At 65.5% G+C, this 23,443-nt stretch carries 21 protein-coding genes; 16 read left to right on the forward strand and 5 right to left on the reverse strand.

All coding sequences use genetic code 11. The features are described from left to right. Positions 1–21 precede the first annotated feature (21 nt). From FAZ69_RS16955 to FAZ69_RS16995, 10 genes are all read left to right on the forward strand, one after another. A complete protein-coding gene (locus FAZ69_RS16955; RefSeq protein WP_136896211.1) occupies positions 22–789 on the forward strand; it encodes a LamB/YcsF family protein in 768 nt (255 codons plus the stop codon). A gap of 142 nt (positions 790–931) precedes the next feature. Next, on the forward strand, positions 932–1,690 hold the full coding sequence (locus tag FAZ69_RS16960; protein ID WP_136896212.1) for an SDR family oxidoreductase: 759 nt from the start codon (positions 932–934) through the stop codon (positions 1,688–1,690). A gap of 9 nt (positions 1,691–1,699) precedes the next feature. Further along, the gene (locus tag FAZ69_RS16965) at positions 1,700–3,628 is read left to right on the forward strand and encodes a hypothetical protein (protein WP_136896213.1); all 1,929 of its coding nucleotides are present in this window, start codon (positions 1,700–1,702) and stop codon (positions 3,626–3,628) included. A 53-nt stretch (positions 3,629–3,681) separates the two neighbouring features. Then, positions 3,682–4,710 carry a 2-hydroxyacid dehydrogenase gene (locus FAZ69_RS16970; RefSeq protein ID WP_136896214.1) on the forward strand — a complete coding sequence of 343 codons (1,029 nt, stop codon included), beginning with the start codon at positions 3,682–3,684 and terminating at the stop codon, positions 4,708–4,710. Positions 4,711–5,049: 339 nt separating this feature from the next. Then, complete coding sequence (locus tag FAZ69_RS16975; RefSeq protein ID WP_136896215.1) at positions 5,050–5,751, forward strand: amino acid ABC transporter permease; 702 nt, start codon at positions 5,050–5,052, stop codon at positions 5,749–5,751. A 2-nt stretch (positions 5,752–5,753) separates the two neighbouring features. Beyond that, positions 5,754–6,503 carry an amino acid ABC transporter permease gene (locus FAZ69_RS16980; RefSeq protein WP_136896216.1) on the forward strand — a complete coding sequence of 250 codons (750 nt, stop codon included), beginning with the start codon at positions 5,754–5,756 and terminating at the stop codon, positions 6,501–6,503. Between the two features lie 27 nt (positions 6,504–6,530). Further along, on the forward strand, positions 6,531–7,259 hold the full coding sequence (locus FAZ69_RS16985) for an amino acid ABC transporter ATP-binding protein (RefSeq protein ID WP_136896217.1): 729 nt from the start codon (positions 6,531–6,533) through the stop codon (positions 7,257–7,259). 93 nt (positions 7,260–7,352) lie between these two features. Continuing rightward, positions 7,353–8,201, forward strand: coding sequence for a transporter substrate-binding domain-containing protein (locus FAZ69_RS16990; RefSeq protein ID WP_136896218.1), 849 nt, complete (start codon positions 7,353–7,355; stop codon positions 8,199–8,201). Positions 8,202–8,224: 23 nt separating this feature from the next. Next, positions 8,225–8,350 (forward strand): hypothetical protein, encoded by a 126-nt coding sequence (locus FAZ69_RS34235; RefSeq protein ID WP_255451538.1) that lies wholly within the window; start codon positions 8,225–8,227, stop codon positions 8,348–8,350. Positions 8,351–8,381: 31 nt separating this feature from the next. Continuing rightward, positions 8,382–9,137, forward strand: coding sequence for a glucose 1-dehydrogenase (locus FAZ69_RS16995; RefSeq protein WP_136896349.1), 756 nt, complete (start codon positions 8,382–8,384; stop codon positions 9,135–9,137). Between the two features lie 33 nt (positions 9,138–9,170). On the opposite strand, the gene FAZ69_RS17000 is transcribed toward FAZ69_RS16995, so the two are convergent. After that, positions 9,171–9,515, reverse strand: a complete 345-nt coding sequence (locus FAZ69_RS17000) for a zinc ribbon domain-containing protein YjdM (RefSeq protein ID WP_136896219.1) — start codon at positions 9,513–9,515, stop codon at positions 9,171–9,173. A gap of 264 nt (positions 9,516–9,779) precedes the next feature. Between FAZ69_RS17000 and FAZ69_RS17005 the strand changes: the two genes are divergently transcribed. Continuing rightward, the gene (locus tag FAZ69_RS17005) at positions 9,780–11,144 is read left to right on the forward strand and encodes a phosphatidylserine decarboxylase family protein (protein ID WP_136896220.1); all 1,365 of its coding nucleotides are present in this window, start codon (positions 9,780–9,782) and stop codon (positions 11,142–11,144) included. Positions 11,145–11,216: 72 nt separating this feature from the next. Here the strand turns inward: FAZ69_RS17005 and ctlX are convergent, their stop codons facing one another. Together ctlX and ocd are read right to left on the reverse strand one after the other, a co-directional pair. Continuing rightward, a complete protein-coding gene (gene ctlX / locus FAZ69_RS17010) occupies positions 11,217–12,158 on the reverse strand; it encodes a citrulline utilization hydrolase CtlX (protein WP_136896221.1) in 942 nt (313 codons plus the stop codon). A gap of 49 nt (positions 12,159–12,207) precedes the next feature. Continuing rightward, entirely contained in the window at positions 12,208–13,293 is a 1,086-nt protein-coding gene (gene ocd / locus FAZ69_RS17015) for an ornithine cyclodeaminase (RefSeq protein ID WP_136896222.1), read from the reverse strand. Positions 13,294–13,519: 226 nt separating this feature from the next. On the opposite strand from ocd, the gene FAZ69_RS17020 reads away from it, so the two are divergent. Continuing rightward, the gene (locus FAZ69_RS17020) at positions 13,520–13,951 is read left to right on the forward strand and encodes an Lrp/AsnC family transcriptional regulator (protein WP_136896350.1); all 432 of its coding nucleotides are present in this window, start codon (positions 13,520–13,522) and stop codon (positions 13,949–13,951) included. A gap of 26 nt (positions 13,952–13,977) precedes the next feature. Here the strand turns inward: FAZ69_RS17020 and FAZ69_RS17025 are convergent, their stop codons facing one another. Together FAZ69_RS17025 and FAZ69_RS17030 are read right to left on the reverse strand one after the other, a co-directional pair. Next, a complete protein-coding gene (locus FAZ69_RS17025) occupies positions 13,978–15,282 on the reverse strand; it encodes an MFS transporter (protein ID WP_136896223.1) in 1,305 nt (434 codons plus the stop codon). A gap of 157 nt (positions 15,283–15,439) precedes the next feature. Beyond that, complete coding sequence (locus FAZ69_RS17030; protein WP_136896224.1) at positions 15,440–16,210, reverse strand: putative hydro-lyase; 771 nt, start codon at positions 16,208–16,210, stop codon at positions 15,440–15,442. Between the two features lie 250 nt (positions 16,211–16,460). Here FAZ69_RS17030 and FAZ69_RS17035 point away from each other — a divergent pair, with 250 nt between their 5' ends. From FAZ69_RS17035 to FAZ69_RS17050, 4 genes are all read left to right on the forward strand, one after another. Continuing rightward, complete coding sequence (locus FAZ69_RS17035; RefSeq protein ID WP_136896225.1) at positions 16,461–17,393, forward strand: LysR family transcriptional regulator; 933 nt, start codon at positions 16,461–16,463, stop codon at positions 17,391–17,393. Positions 17,394–17,651: 258 nt separating this feature from the next. Further along, a complete protein-coding gene (locus FAZ69_RS17040; protein ID WP_136896226.1) occupies positions 17,652–19,730 on the forward strand; it encodes a tetratricopeptide repeat protein in 2,079 nt (692 codons plus the stop codon). 134 nt (positions 19,731–19,864) lie between these two features. Continuing rightward, positions 19,865–20,659 carry a substrate-binding periplasmic protein gene (locus FAZ69_RS17045; RefSeq protein ID WP_136896227.1) on the forward strand — a complete coding sequence of 265 codons (795 nt, stop codon included), beginning with the start codon at positions 19,865–19,867 and terminating at the stop codon, positions 20,657–20,659. Beyond that, a complete protein-coding gene (locus FAZ69_RS17050) occupies positions 20,656–23,394 on the forward strand; it encodes a bifunctional diguanylate cyclase/phosphodiesterase (RefSeq protein ID WP_136896228.1) in 2,739 nt (912 codons plus the stop codon). Before FAZ69_RS17045 ends, FAZ69_RS17050 begins: the two co-directional genes overlap by 4 nt. Positions 23,395–23,443: the final 49 nt, after the last annotated feature.

A 23,443-nucleotide genomic window follows, 5' to 3' on the forward strand; every position in this document is an offset into this window, starting at 1 on the left:
TCGAAGAACGGAGAATGGACTGTGGAAATCGATCTCAACGCTGACCTGGGCGAAGGCTTCGGACCGTACCGGATGGGCGAGGACGAAGCGATGCTCGATGTCGTGTCGTCCGCGAACGTCGCGTGCGGCTTTCATGCTGGCGATCCGGTCATCATGAACAAGACGGTGCGTCTCGCGCTCGCGCGCGGGATCGACGTGGGCGCGCATGTCGGCTTCCCCGATCTGCTCGGCTTCGGGCGGCGGCCGATCGAGGCCGATCCGCTCGAGCTGGCGAACTACGTGGTGTATCAGATGGGTGCGCTCGCGGGCATCGCGAAGGCAGCGGGGCATCGCGTCACGCACATGAGCTTTCACGGCGCGCTCGGCAACATGGCGGCGGCTTCGTACGCGCTGGCCGAGCCGCTGGTGCGAGCCGTGGCGGAATTCGACCGCGATCTGATCATCAGCGTGTCCACCAACACCGAGATCGAACGCGCGGCGGAGCGCATCGGCATACGCACGGCCAACACGTTCCTCGCCGACCGCGCCTACGACGATCGGGGCGCGCTCGTGTCGCGCAAGCTTGAGGGTGCGGTGATCAAGGACCGCGCGGGCGTGCTGGCGCGTGTCCAGGCGCTGCTCCAGGACGGCACGATCACGACCATCACCGGCAACCGGCTCAAGGTGCAGGTGCAGTCGATTCTGCTGCACGGCGACACGCCCGGCGCCGTCGAACTCGCGCGCGCGGTGCGCGGCGCGATCGAAGCGGCGGGCGGCCGCGTGGTGCCGGTCTCGAAGCTCGCGCGCTAGCGGACGTCGACCAGCCAGAAGCGATCCTTATCGCGACAAAGCCATTCCGTCTTTGCCGAGGGTTTTCACGTCGTCTACATTTCCAACAGGCGTATCGCAGTGGTCGTCACGCGATACGCAGCGTTCCAGACAGAGGTCATCGATGCCGTTTTCAGACTACAAGACCGCGCTCGTGACGGGCGCTTCCACCGGGATGGGTGCCGCGATCGTCGAGCGGTTCTGCCGCGAAGGGCTCGAGGTGCATGCGCTCGCGCGCAACGCGGAGCGCCTGAATGAACTGGCCAAGCGCACCGGTTGCACCCCGCACGCGATCGACGTGAGCGACCTGCCGGCCGTGACGAAGCTCACCGAGGCCGTGCCGTTCGACATCGTCGTCAACAATGCCGGCGTATCGCGCAAGGGCTCCATCCTCGACGCGGGCGTCGAGGACATCGACGTGCAGGTGGAAGTGAACCTGCAGGCGGTCCTGCATATCGTCCGGCTCACGATGCCGGGCATGGTCGCGCGCGATCGCGGCCACATCGTCAACATCAGCTCGATTGCCGCGATCTACAACTTCAACGGCAATTCGATCTATCACGCCACCAAGGCCGCGATTCATGCGTTGTCGCGCCAGCTGCGCGTCGATGCGACCGGCAGGCGCGTGCGGGTGACGGAGATCTGCCCGGGCCGCGTAGCGACAGACATTTTCGGCCACGTGCACGGCAATATCGAAGAGGCGCGCAAAAAGTTCATCGATGGCTTCGAGCTGCCCACGCCCGAGGACATCGCGGACGCGATCGCGTTTGCCATCGCCGCGCCGCTCGCGGTGAACATCAGCAACATGGAAATCCTGCCCACGCTGCAGGTGCCGGGCGGCCTGACGACGATCAAACGCGAGCCGGACGATCACGAAGCGTAGGCGCAAAGCATGCGTGCGAATCCTGCCATGCTCGCGGACCGGCTCTTGACCCTGGTGGATCGTACCCGCGCGAAAGCGCACGGCGATCCGTTCGGCAATCCGGTCCTCTCGATCGCCTTCGACCTGATGCGGCAGATGGAAACAGGCGAGCTGGACGATGACGGCACGCTCGCGTTGATTCGCCATCTGCGTGATCAGGCGTTCTCGGATCGCGCGGCGCGGCTCGCCCGTTATGTCGGCGGTGTCGATATGGAGGCGAACGGCCTGGCGTTCACCGAGGTTGCACGGAATGTGCTGTTCGCGGCCGGTGCGCAGCAGGAGCCTCGCTGGGACGATTTCCGTGCGCTGGTGGAACGGACCCGCTACGCCGCGGTGTTCACGGGGCATCCGACCTTCGCGTTGTCGCGCGAGGCCGGGCTGCATCTGGCGGAGCACGCGTGCGGCGCCGAGCGCGCGGCGTTCGCATCGCATCGGCCCGGGCCGGTCACGCTCGCCGATGAGTTCGAGCAGGCCGCGGCCGCAATCGGCCATGGCCGCGACGCGCTCGATCGCTTCAACGCCGCGCTGCTTTCGATCGCGCGCGACACGTGGCCCGAGCGCTGGACGGCGCTCGTACCCAAGCCGCTGGTGCTGTCGACATGGGTCGGCTACGACACCGACGGGCGCACCGATATCGGCTGGTGGGATACATTGCGGCTGCGTCTGCGCATGAAGCGCCTGCAACTGGCGCGGATTCGCGGCCAGGTCGAAGGAATCGCTTGCGCGCGGCCGCTGGCGGAACGCGTTGAGACCGCGCTCGCGGCGGTCGACGAGCAGATCGGCGTCTGTCCCGCCGACGCGGACCCGCTCGCCGTATCCCGTTTCGCGCAGGCGCTCGTCGGCGGGCGCGCAGCGGCCTGCGTGTCTTCGGCGCCGCTGCTGACGCTCTTCGGCGACGCCATCGCGCACGCGGCCGGAAGCGATCGGCTCGCCCTTTGCGTTGCCCGTGCGGGTCTCGCCGCGCACGGTCTTTCGCTCGCCCATACCCACGTGCGCCTCAATGCGAGCCAGTTGCACAACGCGGCGCGTCACCGCCTGAACATCGTCGATCCAGTCGATGCGCCTGCTCGCCGCCGCGCGATGCTCGCCGCGATCAACGCAGCGCTCGCCGAGGTTGCCGCCGTCCCCGTGGACTTCGGCGCGCTGCTGGCCGAGCAGGCCACGGCGGCGCGCATGATGATGACCGTCGCGCAGCTCGTCAAGCATATCGACAGCTCGACGCCGGTGCGCTTCCTCATCGCCGAAACGGAAAGCGGCTACACGCTGCTTGCTGCGTTATGGCTTGCGCGGTTGTTCGGCGTCGAGCGGCACATCGAAATCAGCCCGCTGTTCGAAACGGAGGCCGCGCTCGAACACGGCGCGCACGTCCCGGGCATGTGGCTCGATCGCGCACTGCACACCGGCGATGAAACAGTCCGCGACGCGCTGCTCGCGGTGTCGGCGACGCTCGATCGTCTCGGCGCGTCGGCCGCCTTGCAGGCGATGTTCCGCCGCGCGCTGGCGGACGATCTCGCGCTGCGCTCGGCATGGCCCGGCCGCGCGCGGATGCGTGCCCGCGAGACCTTGCTGCACGCGTTGCGGCTCGCGCTGATCCAGCGCATCTGGCTTCGCGCGACGCGGATTCCGGCGTTCGCGCCGCGTCCCGGCGTCACGGCCGATGGCCTGCAGAGCGCGATCGTCGCGCTCGATCTGCCCGCTGTGATGCAGTGGCTGGGCGAGATCTTTCCGGAGCATGCGGACGAGTCGGCGTCGCTCGACTACGCGGAGCCGGCCGGCCCACGCATGCCGCAGGCGTATGCACGCGAGCACGCCGGAATCTTCGCGCCGATGGCGCGCATGTACGACTGTGTGCGCGAGATTTCGACCGCGATCACACACGAGGCGGGCGCATTCGGCTAGCCCGTGCGCAGCCGCATTTCGATCCACACCCGAGCTTGACAAGGAGATTTTTCATGCGTGTACCGGTACTGGTTACCCGGGCGTCGTTTCCGGACATCGTCGATCGTCTGCGTGCGGACTTCGACGTCACCGGCAATCCGGACGACACGATCTGGACGCAGCCCGAGCTGATCGCCCGGTTGCAAGGCAAGACCGGCGCGATGACGACGGGCAGCGAACGGATCGATGCGACGCTGCTCGATGCCTGTCCGCAGCTGAAGGCCGTATGCAACATCGGCGTGGGTTACAACAACATCGACGTGGACGCATGCACGGCGCGCGGCGTCATCGTGACCAATACGCCGGACGTGCTCACCGACACCACCGCCGATTTCGGCTTCGCGCTGATGATGGCGGCGGCGCGGCGGATCAGCGAGTCCGAGCACTATCTGCGCGGCGGCTCGTGGACGAAGACGGGGCGCTACGACATGTTCGTCGGCGGCGACGTGCATGGCTCGACGCTCGGCATTCTCGGCATGGGACGCATCGGGCGCGCGATCGCGCGGCGCGGCGCATTCGGCTTCGACATGCGCGTGATCTATCACAACCGGTCGCAACTGGCGCCGGATCTCGAGGAGAGCTGCGGCGCGCGGTACGTCGACAAGGAGACGCTGCTGCGCGAGTCCGACCATCTGATCGTGGTGGTGCCGTATTCGGCCAGCTCGCATCATGCGATCGGCGCAACCGAGCTCAAGCAGATGAAGTCGTCGGCCACGCTCACGAATATCGCGCGCGGCGGCGTGGTGGACGATGCGGCGCTGGCGGTCGCGCTCGGCGAAGGCAGCATCGCGGCGGCCGGCCTCGACGTGTTCGAGGGCGAGCCGCAGGTATGTCCGGCGTTGCTTGCGCAGAAGAACGTGGTGCTGACGCCGCATATCGGCAGCGCGTCGGTGGCGACGCGGCGCGCGATGGCCTCGCTCTGCGCGGAGAACCTGATTGCCGCCCTCGGCTGCGGCCCGACGCCAGGCCAGCCGCCCACGCCTGTGAATCCTCAAGTGCTGGGATTGCACGCCACGGCGGCAAGCGCGACCGGCGCTGCGTGACGCAACCACATCGAACGACGAACCGCGCTTCGCAAGGGGCGCGTGCATCGAGGCGCCCGTAGAGGCGCCATGGGACCGGAGTCAGCGCTAAAGCGCCAACTCCGGCCGACATAGGAGACGACATCATGCGCGAGCGCGCCAAAGCCCCTGCGGCAAACCGCTTTCCCCATCATTCTCGAAACTTATTGCACCAGACAAAAGGCGTCTGCAACGGCGTTTTTTCGCGGGCTAGTATCAATTCAACCCTGTAGCCGATACGGGCGCAGGATGAAGCGAGGCGTTACCACACGCCGACCGGACCAAGGCATCGTCTGGGCCTGAATCACTGGGACATGCAACATGAAACTTCACTTCGACCTGGCCACCGTGCTGCAAGGCGACAATGGAGCGCTGTTCCTCCATGGCGTGGAGCTCACGCTCGCGATGGCCGCGTCAGCCTGGGTGCTTTCGCTGGTGGTGGGCATTCTTCTGACCTTGATCCGCATGACCAACGCGCGCCCGGCGACGGCCTTCGTCGCGACGTTCGTCGCGTATCACCGCAACGTGCCGATGCTGGTGCAAATCCTGTTCTGGTACTTCGGCATCTCGAACATCCTGCCCGAAGAGATGCAGGCGATCCTGAACCACTACAACGGCCAGTTCATCTTCGCGGTGATCGCGATCGCTCTGTGTAGCGGCGCGTATCTGTCCGAAGATATCCGCAGCGGCCTGCGGGCCATCCCGTACGGCCAGTACGAAGCGTCGCGCGCGCTGGGCCTGAATTTTCTGAGCGGCATGCGTCATGTGGTGTTGCCGCAGGCGCTGCGCAACGCGATTCCGCCGATGGTCAACCATGCCGTGCTGCTCTTCAAGAACACCAGTCTCGCGATGGCGATCGGCGCGGCGGAACTGACCTACGTCACGCGGCAGATCGAGAACGAGACCTTCCTGTCGTTCGAATCGTATTTCGTCGCGACGGCCGTGTACCTCGGCCTTTCGCTCGTCATCATGTTCTGCGGGGCGAGGATCGCAGCGCACTTCCGGATTCCAGGAGCCAGGTGACCATGTTCGAAATCCTGCGAGACAACTGGACGCTGCTGCTGATCGGGCAGTACCCGCACGGGCCGCTGGGCGGCATCGTGCTGACGATCCTGCTGTCGCTGTCCGCGCTCGTGATCGCGTTTCCTCTGGGCATCCTGGTGGCGCTCGCCCGGATCAGTCCGTTCAAGGCGCTGCGCGCGCCTGCCACGGGACTCGTCTATCTGGTGCGCGGGGTGCCGCTTTTGATGGTGATCTTCTGGGTGTACTTTCTCGTGCCCGTGCTGACCGGCTACCCCGTCACGGGCTTCGTGACGATGCTGTGCGCGCTGGTGGTGTACGACTCCGCGTACCTCGGCGAAATCATCCGTGCCGGGATCGAAGGACTGCCGCGCGGCCAGACGGAAGCATCGCGCGCGCTCGGCCTGAGCTACATGAAAACGATGCGCGCCGTGATCTTGCCGCAGGCGCTCTACAACGTGGTGCCGAGCATGGTCACGCAGTTCGTCTCGACGATCAAGGAGACCTCGCTCGGCTACATCATCAACGTTCAGGAGATCTCGTTCGCGGCGGATCAAATCAACAACCGCCTGCTGACGAAGCCGTTCCCCGTCTACCTGATCCTTGCACTGAGCTATTTCGCGCTGTGCTATGCGTTGACGCAGTTCGCACGGCATCTGGAGCGGCGTGTGACCCGAAAGCGGGCCGGCGCGTCCGTCGCGAACGCGAAGGCGAGCGCCGTCGCGCTGGCCGAACCGCTGCCTGGCAAGAACTAGGCGCTCACTCATGTCGAGGTATGCCGCATGATCGAATTTTCCAGCGTCAACAAATGGTATGGCGAGTATCACGCTCTCGTGGACGTGAATGCCGAAGTGCGCAAAGGCGAAGTCGTCGTCGTATGCGGTCCTTCCGGGTCCGGCAAGTCGACATTGATCCGCACGGTCAACCGGCTCGAGGAAATCAACCGTGGCCGGATCTTTTTCGACGGGCAGGACATTCACGACAGAAAACTGTGTCTGAACGTGTATCGCAGCCGCATCGGCTTCGTTTTCCAGCAGTTCAACCTGTTTCCGCATCTGTCGGTGCTCGACAACATCACGCTCTCGCCGATGCGCGTGAACGGTCTCAAGCGTGCCGAAGCGGAGCGCAAGGCGCTGGAGCTGCTGTCTCGTGTCGGCCTTGCGAGCAAAGCGAAGTCGTATCCCGCCCAACTGTCGGGCGGCCAGCAGCAGCGTGTCGCGATCGCACGGGCGCTGGCGATGGATCCGCCCGCGATGCTGTTCGACGAGCCTACCAGCGCGCTCGACCCCGAAATGGTCGGGGAAGTGCTGAACGTGATGAAAAGCCTCGCGCAGGAAGGGATGACGATGATGTGCGTCACGCACGAAATGGGTTTTGCGCGCGAGGTGGCCGACCGCGTGTGGTTCATGGATGCGGGCCAGATTCTCGAAGTCGCGGAGCCTGGCGAGTTTTTCTCGCGTCCGAAGCATGCGCGGGCGCAACGCTTCTTGTCGGATCTTCGCACGCATTAGGCGCGGTTGACGCCGCTCCGATGAAGAAAGCCGGCACCGTTCTGTCAGGATCAGCAGGTTGAATTGCTCTACATAAACATGAGGAGTTTGGCAATGCAGGTAACGAAGATTTGCGCCGTGATGTCGTTAATGTGCGGGGCTGCCGCGGCGATCGCTCCCGCCTACGCCGATCAGTTGGCCGACGTCAAGAGCCACGGGGAACTGACCTGCGGCGTGTACTCGAACGTCGAACCGTTTTCATATCCGAATGCGCAGACACGGCAACTGGAAGGCATGGATGTGGATCTTTGCAATGCGATTGCGAAACAGCTCGGCGCCAAGGCGAAGCTCGAGCCGCTCGCCGTCGAAGCGCGGATTCCGCAGCTGAAGCTGGGGCGCGTCGATATCGTGGTGGCGAACCTCGCGTACACGAAAACGCGGGCGACGCAGATCGATTTCAGCGACGCTTACTACACGACAAAGGAAGTGCTGGTGGTGAAGAAAGCCGACGCGACCAAGAAGCTGGCTGATTTCACGGGACAGAAGATCAGCGCCGCGGACGGTTCGACCTCCGCGCAGTCCATCCCGATTTCGATCAAGGACGGCCAGGCGGTCACGTTCCATGACACGAGCTCGGCGTTCCTCGCGCTGGAGCAGAACAAGGTGAAGGGCTTCGTCACGAACCAGATGACGGCCACGAAGATTGCCAAGCAGGTCGAGGGCACCGACGGCGCCGTCGCGATCGCGTCCGAGCCGATGCTGATCGAACCCATCGCGGTCGGCCTGCGGCAGAACGAGCCCGCCATGCTCGGCGCGGTCAACAAGGCGCTTGCGGCGATGGAGCAGAGCGGCGAGATGGGCGGCATCTTCGACAAGTGGCTCGGACCGAAGACGCCTTACGGCCTCACGCGGACCGACAAGGTCATGCCGATCAACCAGCTCAAGTTCACGCCGGTGTCCTGATCGGGTGAAGGATAGCGTGGCAGATGCGTCAAGGCATCGGGTTGAGCCACGACGGCCGCGAACCCTGGCTGGACCGGTTGTCCGCGCTGATGGACGAGCGCGGCGGCGCGTCCGCTGGCGATGAATGGGTGTCGAAGGTCGAAAAATGAACAAGGAGTCGAGGTGAAAAGCAATCTGCAGATGTTCAGTCTCGCCGGCCGCCGCGCGCTCGTCACCGGGTCGAGCACGGGAATCGGCTTTGCGCTCGCGCGAGGCCTGGCAGGGGCGGGGGCCGAAGTCGTCTTGAACGGACGCGACGGGGGGCGGCTCGCCGCCGCCGTCGAGCGTTTGCGCAGCGAAGGCGCGACGGTGCACGCGGCAAGTTTCGATGTGACATCGCCGGATGAAGTCGATGCCGCTATCGAGGGCATGGAACGGGACATCGGCCCCATCGACATTCTCGTCAACAATGCCGGCATGCAGCGCCGTGCGCCGCTGGAACAGTTTTCCCACGGTCAATGGGACGAACTGATGAAGACCAACGTCGATAGCGTGTTCCTCGTTGGTCGGGCAGTCGCGCGGCACATGATCGAGCGCAAGCGCGGCAAGATCATCAATATCTGCTCGGTACAGAGTGAGCTGGGCCGTCCCAGCATAGCTGCCTATACCGCAAGCAAAGGGGCAGTGAAGATGTTGACCAAAGGCATGGCGATCGACTGGGGGCAGTACGGCATCCAGGTGAACGGACTGGGCCCGGGCTACTTCAAGACCGAATTGACGGAAGCGCTGGTGAAGGACGAGAACTTCAGCAACTGGTTGATCGGCCGGACGCCCTCGCGCCGTTGGGGGGATGTCGAGGATCTGGCCGGTGCTGCGGTATTCCTCGCGAGTGATGCGTCGAGCTTCGTGAACGGCCACATTCTGTATGTGGATGGAGGCGTTACCGCGACGCTCTAGGTGCGATTGCATGCCGGCGATTGAAGCCCCCGCTCAAACCTTCTTGACGAACTCCGATTTCAAGCTCATCGCACCAAACCCATCGATCTTGCAATCGATATCGTGATCGCTGTCCACCAGCCGGATACTCTTGACCTTGGTTCCCATCTTGATCACGCCGCTCGAGCCCTTCAGCTTCAAGTCCTTGATGACCGTGACGGTATCCCCATCCTGCAGGACGTTGCCGGCCGAATCGCGATAAACGCGGCCAACGGTTTCGGCCGAAACGGCCGCTTGCGCCGCCGACCATTCGTGCGCGCACTCCGGACAGACGTAAACGTTCCCATCTTCGTAAGTGAATTCCGAATTGCATTTCGGGCAAGGGGGCATTGCGCTCATTTGTACTCCTTTTCTGCCTGACGAAGGCGATAAAAACGCGGAAGTATAACGCTACCGGCAAGCGCTTCATGTCACCGAGATCAAGGCATCGCCAAGTCGAGCGAAACAGCGCCCCGGCCACGTATGCCGCACTGTCAAACCTGACAGCTTTGCAACGCGTACACCCGGGGCCGAGTATGTATCGCTCGGGGTTTTTCGCCCGCGCTCGTTCGCGCAGTTCGTGGCACTCGTCGTTATCACCAACACGATCGCAAGGAGAACACCATGACGCACCCGAAATTGCCGCAAGGCGGCATGCTGACGCTTGGTAACGCGGGTCCCATCCAGATGGGTTTCTGGGTTCCGAACCGGGTCTGGGCGACCGCGAAATTCCTCGCGCCGCTGCGCGAGGAGATCGCGAGAAAGAAAAAAGCCAACCAGTTGACGCCGATGCATGCGGCAGTGCTGGAGCTGAAGGACTGGGTGACGCACACCAGCGTGTACCGGATGTGGGTCAACTCGATGATCGAGCAGGCGAACGCGTTCGTGGCGGGCCTCGACGGGCAAACCCGCAAGGAAATCAGCGCGGACGGCGACGCGCTCTGGATCGAAGGCTACGACAGCCTGTTCGAAATCCTGAACGAGATCATTTCGACGTCGCCGTCTTTCAACACGACGGTCATGGTCGGCACGCCGATGAACGGCCTGCTTGCCGTTTCGATGGCGACCGAGGCCGGGCTCGCCCTGTTCCATGACGCCACGTTCAACGCGCATTTCCGCAACGTGCTCAATGCGTGGAATGCGTTCCTCAAGAGCCCCGCGTCGCTCGACAAGCTCGACATCAACGACCCGGAAAAGCCGGGCTCGTGGATCTCCAAAGCGGCATGGGAAGCCGGCGTCTGGACTCAGATGGAGTGCGATCCGAAAGCCCCGGGCTACGGGTTCGATTCCTGGAATGCGTTCTTCATCCGCAAGTTCGTCCCTGGCGCACGGCCGTTCCATGGCGATCCGCTGACGACGGTCTGCATCGGCTGCGAGACCACGCCGTGGGAGTACGAGAACAACCTCGCACGCGAAGCGGACTTCTGGATCAAGGACGTCAATTACTCGCTTCTCGACATCTTCGGCGGCCAGGACAAGTGGGCGAAGCTCTTCGAGGGCGGCCAGGCGTATCAGGGCTTTCTATCCGCGACGCACTATCACCGCTGGAACGCGCCCCTGACGGGCGAGCTGGTCCGCTCGTGGGTGCAGCCCGGCACCTACTTCGCTCAGCGGCCGGCGCAAGGCGAAGACCAGGGAACCTGGGAGGGTACAGAATCGCAACCCTATCTCGGCCAGGTCGCGGCGCGGGCGATCTTCATCTTCAAGCATGAAACGTGCGGCTATGTGGCCTTGGTGTGCATCGGCATGGTGGAAGTCTCGACCTGCGTGATCAACCCCGATGCTCTCGTCAACGAGGGCCAGCCGCCGATCGCCATCGAGCGCGGCACCGAGATCGGCCATTTCGAGTTCGGCGGCTCGACGCACATGATGATTTTCCAGAAGGACAAGGTGCGCCTTGCCGAGTGGGCAGTGGAGGCGGTCGAGCATCAGAACGATCCGAATCCGACGCCGATGGGCAGCGTGATCGCCTGGGCGTTGCACAGGTGATGAGCCGATAGCGCGAAGCAAAACCCCGCTGCGGCGGGGTTTTGCTTTTGTGCCGCGCCGCGCCGCGCCGGCTCAGTGGCCGCGCCGCGCGAGATGGATACCCGCCAGCATGCAGCGCACCGAGCCGCCCGCCTGCTCGATGGTCGGCACGTCGAGCGGCAGCAGTCGAGCCGAGCGCTCGATCAGCTCGCGCTGACGCTGCGTGAGGCAATCGAAGGCGCGCCGCGAGAGCGCGAGCACGCGCCCGTCGCGGCCTGAAAGCTCCAGCGCGTTGGCCGCAAAGTTAGCGACCTGCGCATTCGCGAGCGCGATTACGCTGCGCCTAGTCTCCGCAAGACGCCGGCGAATCTCGTCGCGCCGCGTGGCGTCCTTGATCAGCTCGAAGCCGACCAGGGCGAACTCGGTCGCGACGCTCATCATCACGTTGGTGTGATAGATCGGGAGGCCGTCGGCGTCGGCGGTGTCGAAGCAGATCGGCTCGAAATTGAAATGCGTGCAAAAGCGCTCGAGCGCCAACGGGTCGGCGCGGCGCGAGCGCGCCGTATAGGCGATCCGCGCAAGGTGATCGAGCACCATCGCGCCCGTGCCTTCGAGAAAGACGTCGTCGTATTCCAGGCCCGAGTAGTCGATGACGTCCTGCACGCGGTATTCGGCCTTCAGCATCTCGACGATATCGGCGCGGCGTTCGCGGCGGCGATTGGGGCTGTGCATCGGATACAGCGCGACATGGCCGCCGGGGTGCGTCGAGAACCAGTTGTTCGGGAACACGGAGTCCGGCGTGTCGTTCTCGCCGGGATCGTCGAACACGTGGACGCGCACGCCTGCCGCCGACAGCGCCTGCGCAGCCGCGCTGACTTCGTCGCGCGCGGCGGCGGCGAGCGATGCGGCGTCGATGCCTGTCGCCGGGGACGTGCGTTGAAACGCGTTGTCGGAGGCCGTTTCGGGGTTGGGGAGGAAACGGTGTGGCCGGATCATCACGACGGCGGCAGGCGCTTGAATCGAAAGCAGGCTCATGTGCGGCAAGGGGTAAGAGGCAGAGGTTGCGGAGCGCGCCCTGAGGCGTTCAGCGGTCGAATGCGAAGGCTTCGGCGGGCTCGCTCGCAGGCGTTGCGGCCGGCGCCGCGTGGCTGCCCGATGCGCCGATGAGCGCAAACAGGTTCTTCGGCTCTGCGGCGGGCGGGATCAGCGCGATCTCGATGCCGGCCTCGTGTTCGAGCGCGAGCGCATAGAGGTAGCGCAGCGCCGAGTAATCCTCGAGCGCGAAGCCGACCGAATCGAAGGTGGTGACTTGCGCAGCGTGCTCGCGGCCGGCGGCTTCGCCCTGCAGCACACGCCACAGCTCGACGACCGGAAAATCCGCCGGCAATTGCTGGATGTCGCCTTCGATGCGCGTTTGCGGCTCGTACTCGACGAACACGCGGCTCATGCGCAGCACGTCCGCGTGCAGCTCGGTCTTGCCCGGACAATCGCCGCCGACGGCGTTCAAGTGCATGCCGGGCTCGATCATGTCCGGCGTGAGGATCGTGGCGTAGGCCTTGTCGGCGGTGACGGTGGTGACGATGTCGGCGTCGCGCACGGCGTCGGCGGTCGAGGCGGCGCGGACCACCTCGAGCGCCGGATACGCCGACAGGTTGCGCACGAGCTTGCCGGTTGCGCGCGCATCGACGTCGAACACGCGGATCTCGTCGATGCCGAGCAGCGTGTGAAATGCGATCGCCTGGAACTCGCTTTGCGCGCCGTTGCCGATCAGCGCCATTTTGCGCGAGCCGGGGCGGGCCAGCGCCTTCGCCGCGAGCACCGACGTGGCGGCGGTGCGCAGCGCGGTGGTCAGCGTGAGCTCGGCGAGCAGCAGCGGGTAGCCCGTGCCGACTTCGGCGAGCGCGCCGAACGCCATCACGGTATGGATGCCGCGCTCGGCGTTGACCGGGTGCCCGTTGACGTACTTGAAGGCGAACAATTGCGCGTCGGCGACCGGCATCAGCTCGATGACGCCGTCGCGCGAATGGCAGGCGACGCGCGGGGATTTGTCGAAATCGCCCCATCGAAGATAGTCGGCGCGCAGGGTGTCGACGAGTTCGCCGAGAAAGCGCGCAACGCCGATGCGGGCGACGAGGCGGCTGGTGGCCGGGACGTCTAGGAAGCGGGTCATGGGATGTCTCCTGGAAGTGAGCGGCTTCGAACGCCGCGTGATGGAGGCATTATTCCCAGAGGCTCGGCCAACAAAAAGCCAGCAAAGCCGGCAATTTCATCGATAAACTAGGCAAACTGCCACACTAAAATGGCAATTTGCCTGATCAGCCCTGGCTTTGCTGACCCATCGCCTTCAAGCTCCGGGCTTTCGTGAATTCCGCCGAAGATCAAAGATGGCTTCGCACATGATCAGTCTCGACGACGTCGACCGTCAGCTCATCGCCTTGCTGCGCGACAACGCACGCATGTCCGTCGTGGAACTCGCCCGGCGCCTGAAGGTTGCGCGCGCAACGGTGCAGAACCGGCTGACGCGCCTGGAAACGGGCGGCGTGATCGTCGGCTATACGGTGCGCTTGAAGCCGGCGGCGGAAGCGCATCGTATTCGCGCGCTGATGTCGATCGCGGTGCAGGGCAACCGCGGGCCCGAAGTCGTCAAGGTGCTGCGCGGCCATCCGAACGTCACGACGATTCACAGCACCAACGGGCGATGGGATCTCATTGCGGAGTTGCAGTCGGATTCGCTCGAGAGCTTCGATCGCGTGCTTGGTGCGATTCGCCTGATCGACGGCATCGCCAATACCGAAACCAGCATCCTGCTTTCGACGCACAAGGCGTGAGCCTGCCGCGCGGCCTGCGCGAAAGCCTACGTTTCGAGCTCCGCCCCGCGCGTCTCGGGCAACGTCAGCGCTGCAAGAATCACAATGCCGTATGCCGCCGCCGCAAACGTGCCGATCGCGATGCCGAGCGACATTTTCTGCGCGACAAAGCCGATCAGGAACGGAAAAGTCGCCCCTGCCGCGCGCCCGAAGTTGTAGCAGAAGCCTTGCCCTGAGCCGCGGATGCGTGTCGGGAACAGCTCGGTCATGAACGCGCCCATGCCGGCGAAGATCCCCGAGGCGAAGAACCCGAGCGGAAAGCCGAGCACGAGCAGCATGCCGTTGCTCATCGGCATGCGGGTGTAGACGAGCGCGATCACCGTCGAGCCGAGCGAGTACGCGATGAAGTTGAACTTGCGGCCGATGCGGTCGCTCAGATACGCCCCGCATAGATAGCCCGCGTAGGAGCCCGCGATGACGACGGCAAGATAGCCGCCGGTGCCGACCACACTCAGGTGACGCTCGGTCTTCAGATAGGTCGGCAGCCACGTCGTGATCGCGTAGTAGCCGCCTTGCGCGCCGATGGCGAGGATGGCGGTGCGCAGCGTCGTGAACCAGACGCCGGGGCCGAAGATCTCGAGGAACGAGCCCGATGCGCCGGCTTCGGTTTCGCGCGCTTTTTGCTGACGGTGAACCTCCGGTTCCTCGACGAAGCGCCGGATGAAGATCACGAACGGCGCGGGCAGCACGCCGAGCGCGAAGAGCGCGCGCCAGGCGGTCTCGGGCGGCAGCAGCGAGAACACCAGCGTATAGAGTCCGGCCGATACGGCCCAGCCGATCGCCCAGCCCGCCTGCACCATGCCTACCGCCTTGCCGCGGTCGCGCGGCCGGATCACCTCGCCGATCAGCACCGCGCCCGCCGTCCACTCGCCGCCGAAGCCGAAGCCCATCAGGCCGCGCGCGATCAGCAACTGGCCGTAGTTCTGCGCGAACGCGCAGGCGAGCGTGAAGAACGCGAACCACAGGATCGTGATCTGCAGCGTCTTCACGCGGCCGATGCGGTCCGACAGGATGCCGGCAAGCCAGCCGCCCACTGCCGAGGTCAGCAGCGTGACCGTGCCGATCAGGCCGGCTTCTCCTTTGGTCAGGCTCCAGGCGGCCATCAGCGCGGGGATCGTGAAGCTCAGGAACTGCGTGTCCATGGCGTCGAGCGCGTAGCCGATCTTGCAGCTCCAGAAGGCGCGCCGCTCGCTGGCATTGGTGTGCCGGTACCAGTCGAACATGCCGCCGCGCGCCGTGCCGGCGCTGCCGTCGTCGAGCGTCTTGTCTGCGAATTGCGTTTCCGTGTTCATGATGCCTCCCGCTGGGCCGCCCCGAGGGAGGCATCGGCCCCCTTGGGGGGCGCTTTGCATGGGACCGGAGTAACCGCTAAAGCGGTAACTCCGGTCGACAGCGAACAAGAGTGAGCGTGGGGGTGGTTCATTTGTTTCTCCGGGAAGTGATGGCCGTTCACAGCACGGCGAGCGTGGCGTTGGGGATGTCGGTGACGAGCATGTGGCCGGGCCGGTGCGCGATCGCGAACGGCAGCCGCGCACTCTCGATCGCGCTCTGGGGCGTCACGCCGCAGGCCCAAAACACCGGCAGCTCGTGCTCGTGGATCGATACCGCGTCGCCGTAGTCGGGGCTCGACAGGTCCTCGATGCCGATCGCCGCCGGACTGCCGAGATGCACGGGCGCGCCGTGCACCGACGGAAACCGGCTCGTGACCTGCACGGCGCGAATCGCATGGGCGCCGCTCATTGGCCGCATCGACACGACCAGCTGCCCGCCGAACGGCCCTGCCGCGTGATTGGGAATCGCGGTGCGGTACATCGGCACGGTGACGCCTTCGTCGACGTGGCGCAGCGGAACGCGTTCGCGCGCGAGCATCTGCTCGAACGAGAACGAGCAGCCGATCGCGAACACGACGAGATCGTCGCGCCACAGCTCGCGGATGTCATCGGGCTGGTCGCTCAGCTCGCCGTCGCGATAGACGTTGTAGCCGGGCACATCGGTGCGGATGTCGAGGTCGCGGCCGAGCTGGGGAATCTCGAACTGCCCCGGCTCGCCGACGGCTAGCAGCGGGCACGCCTTCGGGTTGCGCACGCAAAAGCGCAGGAAGTCTTCGGCGTAGGCGCTTGGCAGGATCGCGAGATTGGCCTGCGCGTACTCGCCGCATTGGCCCGCGGTCGAGCCGGTGAAGCGCTTGCTGCGGACCTGCTCGCGAAAGGTGCTTGGCATGGCTGGGGTTCCCGTCGTGATGTCGATGGAGGGCAGGTTAGGATCGACAAAATTGCGGCGCCAGCGAGTAATTCATGCTGCCGGTGTCAAGGTTTTCTTAACGCTCGGATCAGGGTTATCACGTAACGCAAGGGGGATTTTTCGGCGCGCGGATACGCGTTGCGCCATGCGTCGTTCATGCACCCGCAGGTTTTTTTAACGCTCATAATCGCGGCATGCGCGGTAGCCGCCGCACGCCTCAGACGCCCGCATGAACACACGCTTCCTCGAAACCTTCATCACGCTCGCCCAGCTCGAAAGTTTCCGGGCGACCGCGCGCGTCCTGCACGCCACGCCCGCGGCGGTGTCGCTGCGTATCCGCTCGCTCGAAGATGAACTGAAGACCGAGCTCGTCGACCGCTCTTCGGCGAAGTTCAGGCTGACGCCGTCGGGGCAGAGCCTGCTCGGGCTCGCGAAGAACGTCGTCGATGCGGCGCGGGCGCTGCGCGAAGCGGCAGGGCGGGAGGTCGTGGTGGGCGGCAAGCTCCGGCTGGGCGTCATCGAGACGGTCGTGCACAGCTGGCTTGCGCACTACATCACCGAGCTCAATGCGAGCTTTCCGAAACTCGAGGTGGACCTGACGGTCGATTCGAGCGCGGTGCTGCAACGCAGGCTGCTCGCCGGCGAACTGGATCTCGCGATACGGGTCGAGGGGATCGACAGCACGAAGATCGTATCGAGCGCCGTCGCGAGCTATCCGGTCCGCTGGATCGCGAAGCGCGGCCTGCTCGCGAAGCGCGCGCAAGGGCTCGCCCAGCGCGTGCTGGCGCGCCCGGTGCTGACCTTCGGACGCGGCACCGCGCCGCAAGTCGCGCTCGACAGCCTCGTCCAGACGCTCGCGCGGCAGGCGGGCGTGCCCATCGAGCAGACGCGCATCACGTGCTCGCCGTCGGTGGCCGCGATCGTGCAGCTGGTGCGCGACGGCTACGGCGTGGCGGCCATTCCGGGCCTGTTCGTCGCCGATGCGCTCGCGAGCGGCGAGTTCGTCGCGCTGCCGCTCAAGCCGTTGCCGCCGCCGATCGTCGTGTCGCTGTGCATGCCGATCGACGCGAACCCGACGATCCACGCCGCCGCCAATGCCGCAAAGGTGGCCTGCTCGGCGTATTGCCAGGCGTGGCGCAAGGACATGGTCGAGGCGCTGTGAGCCGCCCGCCGTCAACCCCCGTCAGCCACCCGTCGCCGATCCGCGGAACAGCAGGGCGCATGGGGCTCATTTCCGGCCGCTGGCGCGCTGCGGGCTGTCGTAAGCTGGGTGTCCGCTCATGCCGTCCGTCCACCAACCAGTCGATCCCCGCCCAGCCAATCCGTGACCTCTTTATCGACAGAAGCCTCTTCCAGCCAACACCGGCTCCAATCGGCGGCCACCCTCTGCTCGACCGGCGGGTTCGCGGACGCCTTGGCGATGCTGCAGCCCTTGCTGGGGTCGCCCGCTCAGAACGCGGCGGACGACTTCGCCGAGGCGTCCAACATCGCCGCCGTCTGCGCGCTCGGACTGGATCGCGTGGCAGATGCGGAACACCATTGGCGCGGCGCTATCGCGGCCAGGCCCGATTTCGTCGAAGCCTTCAACAACCTTGGCATCCTGCTCATGCGCCTCGGGCGCTTGTCCGAAGCCGAGGCGATCTATCGCCGGTTGCTGGCCATCCGCCCCGATCAGGCTGAGGCTCACAACAACCTCGGCGCGGTGCTCGCCGGCCTGCGTCGCCTTGACGAGGCGTTGACCGCCTACCGGCAGGCGATCGCCCTCAATCCCGGTTACGCCCAAGCCCACTACAACCTTGGCCTCGCCCTCTACGGCGCCCGGCGCCTGGCCAAAGCCGAAGAGGCGTTTCGGCAAGCGCTGGCGGCGCAGCCCGATTGCGCCGAGGCCTGCAACAATCTCGGCAACGTGCTCGAGGCGCAAGGCCGCCTGCCCGAAGCGGAGGCCGCATACAGTCAGGCGATCGAGATTCGCCCGCGCTATCCCGAGGCTCTCAACAATCTCGGCAACCTGCTCGTCGCGCTCGACCGTCATGCCGAGGCGGAGCTGGCCTGCCGCCTCGCGATCGCGGTGCGAGCCGACTGCGCGGAAGCGCACAACAGCCTCGGCGTCGTTCTCGCCAAGCTCAAGCGCTTGCCCGAAGCCGAAGCGGCCTATCGCCAGGCGCTCGCGATCCGTCCGGACTACGCCGAGGCGCACTACAACCTCGGCATTGCGCTGCGCACGCTCGACCGGCTATCCGAGGCCGAGGCGGCCTACCGCCAGGCGCTCGCGATTCGCCCTGACAGCGTCGAAGCGCTCAACAACCTCGGCAGCGTGCTGCAGGCGTTCGATCGCCTGCCCGAAGCCGCCGACGTGTATCGCCAGGCGATCGCCATCCGCGAGGATCTGGCCGAGGCTCATCAGAATCTCGGCAACGTGCTCAAGGAGCTCGGTCAACATTCCGGCGCAGAGGCCGCGTACCGGCGCGCCATCGCCATCCGCGCCAATTATGGCGACGCCAACTTCGGCCTCGCGACGCTGCTGCTCGGCACGGGGCGCTTCGAGGAAGGCTGGCGGCTCTACGAGTGCCGCTACGAACAGCCTGGCTTCGTGCATCACCAGACCCGGGAGATGCTGAACTGTCCGCAGTGGCAAGGCGAAGCGCTGGCGGGCAAGTCGCTGCTGGTCTGGCAGGAGGACGGCCTCGGCGACATGATCCAGTTCGGCCGCTACCTGGCGCCGCTCAAGGCGCAAGGCGCGGCGCACGTCGCGCTGGCGTGCGCGCCCTCGCTGCGCAGGCTGTTCGGCTCGCTCGATTGCGTCGATGCCGTGCTCGACCACAACACGGCGCTGGTCCGCTCGCCGCAATACGACTGCTGGACGAGCCTGCTGAGCGCGCCGCACCGCCTGGGCACGACCATCGACACCATCCCCGACGCCGTCTACCTGAAGCCCGAGCCGTCGCTCGCCGAAAGCTGGCGCGCACGGCTCGCGGCGCTTCCGGCCGGACTTCGCATCGGGCTCGTCTGGAAGGGCAACCCCAAGCACCACAACGACGCGAACCGCTCGCTTCCGTCGCTCGCCGTGCTCGCGCCGCTGTGGAGCGTGCCGGGCGTGAGCTTCGTCAGCCTGCAGAAAGGGCAGGGCGAAGACGAAGCGCACGATCCGCCGCCGGGCCAACCGCTGCTCCATCTCGGCTCGGACGCGACGGACTTCGCCGACACCGCTGCGATCGTCGGCGAGCTCGATCTCGTGATCAGCGTCGACACCTCGACCGCGCACATGGCCGCATCGCTCGGCAAGCCCTGCTGGGTGCTGCTGCCTGGGCAGGACGTCGACTGGCGCTGGATGCGCGGCCGCGCGGACTCCCCCTGGTACCCGGGCACGCTGCGCCTGTTTTGGCAGGCGGCGCACGAAACGTGGCCCGCGGTCGTCGAGCGCGTGCGCGAATCCCTACAAAGTTTTCAGGCGAACGACAGCGCCGACGCCCTCGCGTCAAAAAAAATTCATATAACGTAGAGCAAATCCCCGCTCAAGAAGCGCAGCGCTTTGCCGATAATGCGTGAGCGGTTTTTTGCCGACGAAAAGGCCTATTCACCGCACGCAGTACCCATTCGCCGTGCCGTTTTTCACTTTTTCCACGAGGGAACACTGTGATTCGATACGGTATTGCCGGCTTGCTGCTGGCGCTCGGCCTCGCCGGCAACGCGGCGGCGGGCGGCCCCGACTGCTCGCGCCCCTACACCCTGGCGCTGCACGATCACGGCCTGCTCTATTCGGTCGACACCGATACCGGCATCGACAAGGATTTCGCGGACGAGCTCATTCGCCGCAGTGGCTGCAAGGTCAACGTGAGCCTGATGTCGCGCGCGCGGATCTGGAAGCTGATCGAATCGGGCGCGCTCGATTTCAGCCTATCGGGCATCGCCAACGACGAGCGCAACCGGTACGCCTCCTTCGCCTGGTATTTCAGCGACAAATACTATTTGCTCGTGCGCAAGGATTCCGGCATCCGCAAGATGTCCGATTTCGAGCACAACGACCAGTTCGCGCTCGGCGTGATCCGCAGCTTCCGCTATAGCGACTCGGCCAACCAGCTCGTCGACAAGCTCGCGGCCGAGAACCGCGTGAGTCAGGCGGGCGGCCTCGAGCCGCTCTACAAGGCGCTGATCGCGGGCAGCATCCAGGGCATGATCATCGAGCCGTTCGACTACCCGGCGATCGACGAGAAGCGCATCAGCGACGTCACCAACATCGTCGAATTGAACGACCCGGCGATTCCGCACGGGCTCATCATGTCGAAGAAGGCGCTCTCGCCCGAAGAGCAGCAGAAGTGGCGCGACCTCGTGAACGCGATGCGCGCCGACGGCACCGTGCGCCGGATCTTCCGGAAATACTTCAAACCCGACCTGGCCGATTCCATGGTCGACGTCCAGCTGCCGCCGTGAACTGGGCGCGCCAATTCCTGATTCCCGTGCTGGTCCTGTCGGCGGGGCTCGGCTTGACCTGGATCGTCTGGGATCACGAGCGGCGGGCTGCCCAGCAAGAATTGCTGACCCAGTTCGATTTCGCGCTGGGCGACGCAGTGAGCCGGGTCGACCAGCGCATGGCGACCTATCAGATGATGCTGCGAGGCGCGCAGAGCCTGTTCGCCACCACGACCGGCACGGTGGATCGCGAGCGCTTTCGCGACTACGTGAACACGTTGAGCCAGGACCCGACCTTCGCGGGTGTGCAGGCGATCGGCATCGTCAAGTGGGTGCCGGCCGCGCAGAAGGCGGCCCATATCGCCGCGATGCACAGCGAGGGGCTCACGGAGTACACGATCCATCCTGACGGCGAGCGCGAAGACTATGCGCCGATCATTCAGCGCGAGGCGTACGTCGGCCGCAACCGGCCGCGCCTCGGCTTCGACGCCTGGGCCGACCCGGTGCGGCGGCATGCGTTGGAGAAATCGCGCGATTCGGGCATGCCGACGATCACCGGCAAGCTGCGCCTCGCCGTGGACACGGAGGCCGAAGCGCATCCCGGCTTCGTCATGTACTTGCCGATCTACGCGCGCGGCCAGTCGCAGAACGACATCGCCGCGCGGCGGGCGCACTTGGTCGGCTGGGTCTACGCGTCGTTCCACATGCGCGACATCATCGCGAGCCTCTACGGAGACGAGCCGCCGGGCCTGACGCTGGCGATGTATGACGGCGTCGAGCCGTCCGAGGCGACGCTGATGCACCGCTCCTCGGGCTCGGCGGGACATCATCAGCTTCCCGCGCTGTCGGCCAACGAGTATCTCTACGTCGCCGGACACGACTGGACCCTCTCGCTCGTCGCGCAGGACGACTTCAAGGCCCGCTTCGGCCGCCACGCCCAGATGGTGATCGCCACCGCCGGCGCGGGCCTGAGCCTGCTCCTCGCGCTGCTCGCCTGGCTGATCGTGACGGGCCGCAGCCGCGCGATGCGGCTTGCCTCGGCGATGACCCGCGAGCTGCGCGAGCACGAGGCGGAGCTGCGGATCGCCGCGGTCGCCTTCAACTCGCTCGAAGCGATGATGATCACCGACGCCTGCGGCAAGATCCTGCGCGTGAACTCGGCCTTCACCGAATGCACGGGCTACACGCCTGCCGAGATCGTCGGCGAGACGCCGCGCATCCTGAACTCGGGCCGCCACGACGCCGCGTTCTTCCGCGAGATGTGGGACACGATTCATCGCGTCGGCGGCTGGCAGGGCGAGATCTGGGACCGCCGCAAGAACGGCGACATCTATCCGAAGTGGCTCACGATCGCGGCGGTGACGGGCGAGGACGGTGTCGTGAGCCACTACGTCGGCACCCACCACGACATCACCGAGAGCAAGATCGCCGAAGAGCGCATCAAGGAGCTGGCGTTCTTCGATGCGCTGACGCGCCTGCCCAACCGCACGCTGCTGATGGACCGCCTGAAGCAGGCGATCACGGCAAGCGCGCGCAACGACGCGTGCGGCGCGCTGCTCTTCATCGACCTCGACCACTTCAAGACGCTCAACGATACGCTCGGCCACGACAAGGGCGATCTGCTGCTGCGGCAGGTGGCGCAGCGGCTCGCCGCGAGCGTGCAGGAGAACGACACCGTCGCGCGCGTGGGCGGCGACGAGTTCGTCGTGGTGCTCGGCAGCCTCAGCGAGAACCGGCCGGAAGCGGCGAGCCAGACGGAGGCGCTCGGCGAGCGGATCATCGCCGTGCTCGGCGAGCCGTACCAGCTCGCCGAGCTCGAATACCGGGCCACGGCCAGCATCGGCGCGACCGTGTTCAAGGGGCATCAGGCGTCGATCGACGAACTGCTCAAGCAGGCCGACCTCGCCATGTACAAGTCGAAGGAGCGCGGGCGCAACGCGATGTGCTTCTTCGATCCGAACATGCAGATCGCCGTTCTCGAGCGGGCGGTGCTCGAGGCGGGATTGCGCCACGCGATCGCGGAGGACCAGTTCCTGCTGCACTACCAGGCGCAGATCGACGGCGACCGCGTGACGGGCGTCGAGGCGCTCGTGCGCTGGCAGCATCCGCAGCGCGGGATCGTGCCGCCGTCCGATTTCATCCCGCTCGCCGAAGAGACCGGGCTGATCCTCGAACTCGGCTACCGAGTGCTGGAAACGGCCTGCGCGCAACTGGCGCGCTGGGCGGCGCGTCCCGGCATGGCGCACCTCACGATCGCGGTCAACGTGAGCGCGCAGCAGTTGCGCGAGCCCGGTTTCGTCGACAAGGTGCTGAACGTCATCGGCCAGACCGGCGCGCGGCCCGACCGGCTGAAGCTGGAGCTGACCGAAAGCGTGCTGGTGGACAACGTGCAGGACATCATCGGGAAGATGTCCGCCCTGAAGGAGCGGGGCGTCGTGTTCTCGCTCGACGACTTCGGCATCGGCTATTCGTCGCTGTCGTACTTGAAGCTGTTGCCGCTCGATCAGTTGAAGATCGACCGCTCGTTCGTGCGCGATGTGCTCGTCGATCCCAACGACGCGGCCATCGCCAGGACCATCGTCACGCTGGCGAGGAGCCTCGGCTTGGGCGTCATCGCCGAAGGCGTGGAGACGGAGGCGCAGCGCGATTTTCTCGCGATGGCCGGATGCCACGCCTACCAGGGCTACTATTTCTGCCGGCCGCTGCCGATCGACGGATTCGAGGCGTTTGCGAACCGTTACCTTGAATCGGCTTAGTTACTTACGCAAGTTTGAGGCGTTCGCTCTTTCATGCCGCGGCGTGCCG

The sequence above is a fragment of the Trinickia terrae genome (genome assembly GCF_005144415.1).
GTDB classification, from domain to species: Bacteria; Pseudomonadota; Gammaproteobacteria; order Burkholderiales; family Burkholderiaceae; genus Trinickia_A; species Trinickia_A terrae.

What these genes read in the sequence shown, in the direction of transcription:
- FAZ69_RS16965 (WP_136896213.1), top strand. Translation starts at nt 1,700, where the DNA reads ATGCGTGCGAATCCTGCCATGCTCGCGGACCGGCTCTTGACCCTGGTG.
- FAZ69_RS17030 (WP_136896224.1), bottom strand. Translation starts at nt 16,210, where the DNA reads ATGCCAAGCACCTTTCGCGAGCAGGTCCGCAGCAAGCGCTTCACCGGC.
- FAZ69_RS16970 (WP_136896214.1), top strand. Translation starts at nt 3,682, where the DNA reads ATGCGTGTACCGGTACTGGTTACCCGGGCGTCGTTTCCGGACATCGTC.
- FAZ69_RS16985 (WP_136896217.1), top strand. Translation starts at nt 6,531, where the DNA reads ATGATCGAATTTTCCAGCGTCAACAAATGGTATGGCGAGTATCACGCT.
- FAZ69_RS16980 (WP_136896216.1), top strand. Translation starts at nt 5,754, where the DNA reads ATGTTCGAAATCCTGCGAGACAACTGGACGCTGCTGCTGATCGGGCAG.
- FAZ69_RS34235 (WP_255451538.1), top strand. Translation starts at nt 8,225, where the DNA reads ATGCGTCAAGGCATCGGGTTGAGCCACGACGGCCGCGAACCCTGGCTG.
- FAZ69_RS16975 (WP_136896215.1), top strand. Translation starts at nt 5,050, where the DNA reads ATGAAACTTCACTTCGACCTGGCCACCGTGCTGCAAGGCGACAATGGA.
- FAZ69_RS17020 (WP_136896350.1), top strand. Translation starts at nt 13,520, where the DNA reads ATGATCAGTCTCGACGACGTCGACCGTCAGCTCATCGCCTTGCTGCGC.
- FAZ69_RS17005 (WP_136896220.1), top strand. Translation starts at nt 9,780, where the DNA reads ATGACGCACCCGAAATTGCCGCAAGGCGGCATGCTGACGCTTGGTAAC.
- ctlX (WP_136896221.1), bottom strand. Translation starts at nt 12,158, where the DNA reads ATGAGCCTGCTTTCGATTCAAGCGCCTGCCGCCGTCGTGATGATCCGG.
- ocd (WP_136896222.1), bottom strand. Translation starts at nt 13,293, where the DNA reads ATGACCCGCTTCCTAGACGTCCCGGCCACCAGCCGCCTCGTCGCCCGC.
- FAZ69_RS17040 (WP_136896226.1), top strand. Translation starts at nt 17,652, where the DNA reads ATGCTGCAGCCCTTGCTGGGGTCGCCCGCTCAGAACGCGGCGGACGAC.
- FAZ69_RS16990 (WP_136896218.1), top strand. Translation starts at nt 7,353, where the DNA reads ATGCAGGTAACGAAGATTTGCGCCGTGATGTCGTTAATGTGCGGGGCT.
- FAZ69_RS16995 (WP_136896349.1), top strand. Translation starts at nt 8,382, where the DNA reads ATGTTCAGTCTCGCCGGCCGCCGCGCGCTCGTCACCGGGTCGAGCACG.
- FAZ69_RS17025 (WP_136896223.1), bottom strand. Translation starts at nt 15,282, where the DNA reads ATGAACACGGAAACGCAATTCGCAGACAAGACGCTCGACGACGGCAGC.
- FAZ69_RS17035 (WP_136896225.1), top strand. Translation starts at nt 16,461, where the DNA reads ATGAACACACGCTTCCTCGAAACCTTCATCACGCTCGCCCAGCTCGAA.
- FAZ69_RS16960 (WP_136896212.1), top strand. Translation starts at nt 932, where the DNA reads ATGCCGTTTTCAGACTACAAGACCGCGCTCGTGACGGGCGCTTCCACC.
- FAZ69_RS17000 (WP_136896219.1), bottom strand. Translation starts at nt 9,515, where the DNA reads ATGAGCGCAATGCCCCCTTGCCCGAAATGCAATTCGGAATTCACTTAC.